Here is a 4,227-nt window from a genome sequence, read left to right on the forward strand (position 1 = left end):
GAAGCACTTGATTTCTAATACTCTTAAAAGAAACAAGCTAAGGTAGCATATCAAAAAATGCCCATAGATTGTTTCTTTTTTCTGTAAATAAACCGGCCAGGCATCCAGGTATGATTTTGTAAGTCTAAAAGATTCCTCGATCTTCCATATTTAAAACGTCGAAAATTTCATAGTACTTCGATGGAAGACGGGTGGAATACCGTTATAGTTTTAAATTTTTTAAGGTATCGAGATTGATTTTGTAAAATCATGATATAATAGAGTATATGAATATACTGGAAATTTGAGGAATAGTAAAAGGATAATGAAATGGACAAAAAAGATGAAATGATGATTGTAAATCACGAATTCCTTGTAAAAAAGATTTATATTATCAGGGGACAAAAGGTTATGCTTGATTTTGAACTGGCAGAGATTTATGGGTATGAAACAAAAGCTTTTAATCAGTAAGTAAAAAGGAATATTGAAAAATTTGATGAAGATTTTATGTTCCGATTAACTGATGAGGAAGTATCTGAACTTTCAAGGTCACAAAATGTGACCTTGAATAAGAGTGCAGGAAGAGGTAGTAATATTAAGTACAATCCCCATGCTTTTACGGAGCAGGGAATCTATATGCTGATGACAGTTCTCAAAGGAGAGCTTGCTGTTAAGCAGAGTAAAGCTCTGATTCGTACATTTAAGAAGATGAAAGACTACATTGTAGAAAATCAAGGGTTGATTGGGAAAAGAGAGTTTTTGCAGCTTTCGATGCAGATTACGAGTAATGTTGTGGAAATGCAGGATTTAAGACGAGATTTAAAAGATGTGGAAGATCAGGTGGCGGAGGTAGTGTATACCTTAAATAATTTGGTGCATAAATCCGAACTGTCTGACTTAATTATTGAGCTCAGCAATCCACAGCTCAAATACGGATTTTTACTTTTGAACGGACAGCCGATTGAAGCAAATCTTGCTTATAAGGACATTTACAGTATAGCGAAAAAGAGCATTTATATCGTAGATAACTACATCGGAGTGAAAACGTTGGTCTTGTTAAAAGATGTTCCGTCATCGGTAGATGTCATTATATTCAGTGATAACATCGGCAAGGGACTTCATACCCTTGAATATGAGGATTTTTGTAAGGAATATCCACTTAGAAAAATAACATTCCAAAAATCCGGCGGAGAGTTTCATGACAGGTACATTATTATCGACTGGAACACTGAACATCAGAGAATCTATCATTGTGGAGCGTCTTCCAAAGATGCAGGACAAAGAGTCACAAGCATAACGGAAGTAGTTGATCAGATGATTTACACTGAACTTATAAGTAACCTCTTGAAAAATCCGGTGTTGAAGTTAAGATAGAAGTAAAGTACATTGTAAAACTGAAAAAATGTATCCAATACTTGATACAAGTGTGGAATGTAAAGAAGTCAGATATTCAGACAAAACAGGCTATTGACGCCATTTGAATATAACCAGATTGGAATGTAAAGATATTTGTAGTAGGCGGTATAGGAGATAAAAAGACTATTTGAATATAACCAGATTGGAACGTAAAGTTAACTACATACCATCTATCGTCAATGTGAAGCCACATTTAAATAGAATCGAAAATAGAATATAAGACTTAACACAGTGCATGATAGTAAATATACTACTTGACTTAAATATAGGAGGACAAATATTGAAGTGGGCAAAAAATTTAAAATCTATTTTTGACAAAAATACTCCGAGCAATTGTCCTTTTTGCAATAGCATAAATACGGATTATTCAATGCATATAATAGATGATAAGACAAATATGGGATATGGTGTAATGATTGTAAAAATGCATTTCATATATCGAGGATGAAAGTATCTCCCAATATGAAAAACACTTTGGTTCCGGAAGGATTAAAGTATTAAGTAATAGTAAAATATCCTTGGACGTGACAATAGTTGAATATGTGCCTATTAAATTGAATTTCAATATAAAATAAACAAAACTTTTTATTGGTTATTGCCACAAAACTTATATTTTATTAGAATGTACATTGGTATCAGATGGACATTGCGACTGACTGATATAATAGTAAAATTACATTAAATGTATAATAAAAATTTAAAATTAAAAGGGTAAAAATCATGAGAGTAATTGTTTGTGGGGGCAGAAATTTTCAGGATAGGGAGTTGTGTTTTGAAAAGCTTGATGAGATTATTGGACAATTAGATAATGTTGAGATAGTATCCGGCCATGCAAAAGGAGCAGACACGTTCGGTGAAGAGTATGCCTTGAAAAACTCTCTGAAGGTGTCAGTGTTTAAACCTGATTGGAAAAAATATGGCAGAGGTGCGGGGCCGGTCAGAAATAAGGAAATGTATAAGTACGCCTTAGAAGATGAACCTATGGTTATTGCATTTTGGGATGGTGAGAGTAAGGGTACAAAAAATATGATAGATGTTGCATTAAAAGACTGTGCAAAAGTTCATGTGGTGGAGATTTAAAATTAGTTTATATGAAAACCTATTATATATGGATTGCTACATTCGAAGAGAATGACTTTGAACAATATTGGGATAATGAGCCCTATGAAAATGAATTAAAACTTTTCAAAGAGGGGCTTGGAGCTAAACCTGATATTAGCCTAAAGTGTGGATTTTGCAGGGAAACGGGATTGGAAGAACTTGATGAGAAAGACTTTTGGTTTTGTTTTAGGGATTCTTTATGTAATGTGCGTGAGCTTGCAAAAGATTATATCTCTGATTTGGATGAATTTGAAATGGGGTGTAATGAAAAAGGGATTTTAGAAGGAAATGTTATCTGGGGAGTATCTGTTAAAGATTTCCCTGATTTAGATCCGAAAGTTTGCAGTATGCATTATATTGATAAATTTGAAGTGTAAAGCTTTATTAAGTCCCTTTGTTTTGACCCTTATAATGTGTTAATATATCAAAAAACTAAATCAGGTATATGGGAGATATTTATGTACAAAATATTTGTATATGGGACTTTGAAATCTGAATATCTGCAAAATAAGCTATTAGGGCACACATTAGAGTCATACGATGCCAAGCTTGAGGGTTATTCTATAAATACAGGTGAGAAGTATTTTAATGTAATTCCAAATGATGGAGGATGTGTTAAGGGTAAGGTCTTACTTGTAAATGAGAAGGATATACTTTATATAGACCAATGGGAATCTGTTCCGATGTATATTAAGGACAAAGTGAAGGTACATTCAAAATATGGTTATGAGGATGTTTATATCTATATAAAGAAAGATAAAGAAGACAAGATAAAATTGCAGGATGATGTCTTGAATATGAGTAACAATGAAAATCTTGAAGCCACCATTGATGAGTTTGCAGGCACAAGAGATACGGAGTTTCCGGTATGTGACATATATCTGAATTATTATATAGATTTAAGTGCAGGTGCTTTGAGTGATTCTAAAAAAGTTAAGGATGTGTTTACTGAGCAGGTAAGAGATAAAGAGGCTTCATTCATAGGATATGAGGATTTGTATTATGAAAATGGAGGGCAGCAGGTTTCGCTTTATTATACGGAGGATAATGAAAAGTCTACTTTGACTGTGATTATTCCTGTTTCCGCCTGTAATCCTGTAAGGCTTTGTGAAAAGGCTTTTTGTGGAAAACTTGAAATAGAAGGCGGAGATTTTGCAGATTACATTTATTCAAAATATAATATAAAAGTATTGAAAAAACCGAAGGTGATAATCTATTCATCAGGTGAAATTGATAAGTCAAAAAGGGTTGAAGTTTTGTCGGTAGCGGAAAGTGATGTTAAGAGTAATGAGATTATAGAGGCGGCAGATATTGATATATCAAGAAGTGATGATGTTAAAGTATATGCCTTTAATAATGTGAGAATATATATACCGAAGAGCTTTGCGCCTTGCTATATGGAAAGGTTGAAGTCTTTGTTGTCATTCTAAAAAAGGCTGCCACATTTGATGTGACAGTCCTTTTTATAGAAACTATTTTTTAAATAGTTTTGCGAAGAAGCCTTTTTTCTTAGGCTCAGGCTTTATCAGTTTTCCGCCTTTGACACTCTAAGTGTTGGGTAAATTTTTCATTCCAAGTTAATTTTACCACAAAAATAGGACCTTTCGCATGAACGAATGGTCCTATTTCTTGCGTATGAGAATATTGTTATTGCAAAATATATGTATTCATCATAAAATAAAGTCATATACACGGTTTTATTTTTTCTATGTTCAGTTTAAAGTTTATATC

Annotated in this window: 3 protein-coding genes and 1 pseudogene; all 4 read left to right on the forward strand. The window is 33.1% G+C overall.

What is annotated here, in order from left to right:
* Window positions 1-309 precede the first annotated feature (309 nt).
* The 4 genes and pseudogenes from EHW90_RS13120 to EHW90_RS13140 all read left to right on the forward strand — a co-directional run bounded on the left by EHW90_RS13120 (window position 310) and on the right by EHW90_RS13140 (window position 3,926).
* A pseudogene (locus tag EHW90_RS13120) lies at window positions 310-1,353 on the forward strand (ORF6N domain-containing protein).
* A 762-nt stretch (window positions 1,354-2,115) separates the two neighbouring features.
* Complete coding sequence (locus tag EHW90_RS13130; protein WP_124953110.1) at window positions 2,116-2,475, forward strand: DUF2493 domain-containing protein; 360 nt, start codon at window positions 2,116-2,118, stop codon at window positions 2,473-2,475.
* Window positions 2,476-2,486: 11 nt separating this feature from the next.
* On the forward strand, window positions 2,487-2,873 hold the full coding sequence (locus EHW90_RS13135) for a hypothetical protein (RefSeq protein WP_124953111.1): 387 nt from the start codon (window positions 2,487-2,489) through the stop codon (window positions 2,871-2,873).
* Window positions 2,874-2,954: 81 nt separating this feature from the next.
* Window positions 2,955-3,926 (forward strand): gamma-glutamylcyclotransferase family protein, encoded by a 972-nt coding sequence (locus tag EHW90_RS13140; RefSeq protein ID WP_124953112.1) that lies wholly within the window; start codon window positions 2,955-2,957, stop codon window positions 3,924-3,926.
* Window positions 3,927-4,227: the final 301 nt, after the last annotated feature.

Source organism: Lachnoanaerobaculum orale (assembly GCF_003862485.1).
GTDB lineage: Bacteria > Bacillota > Clostridia > Lachnospirales > Lachnospiraceae > Lachnoanaerobaculum > Lachnoanaerobaculum orale.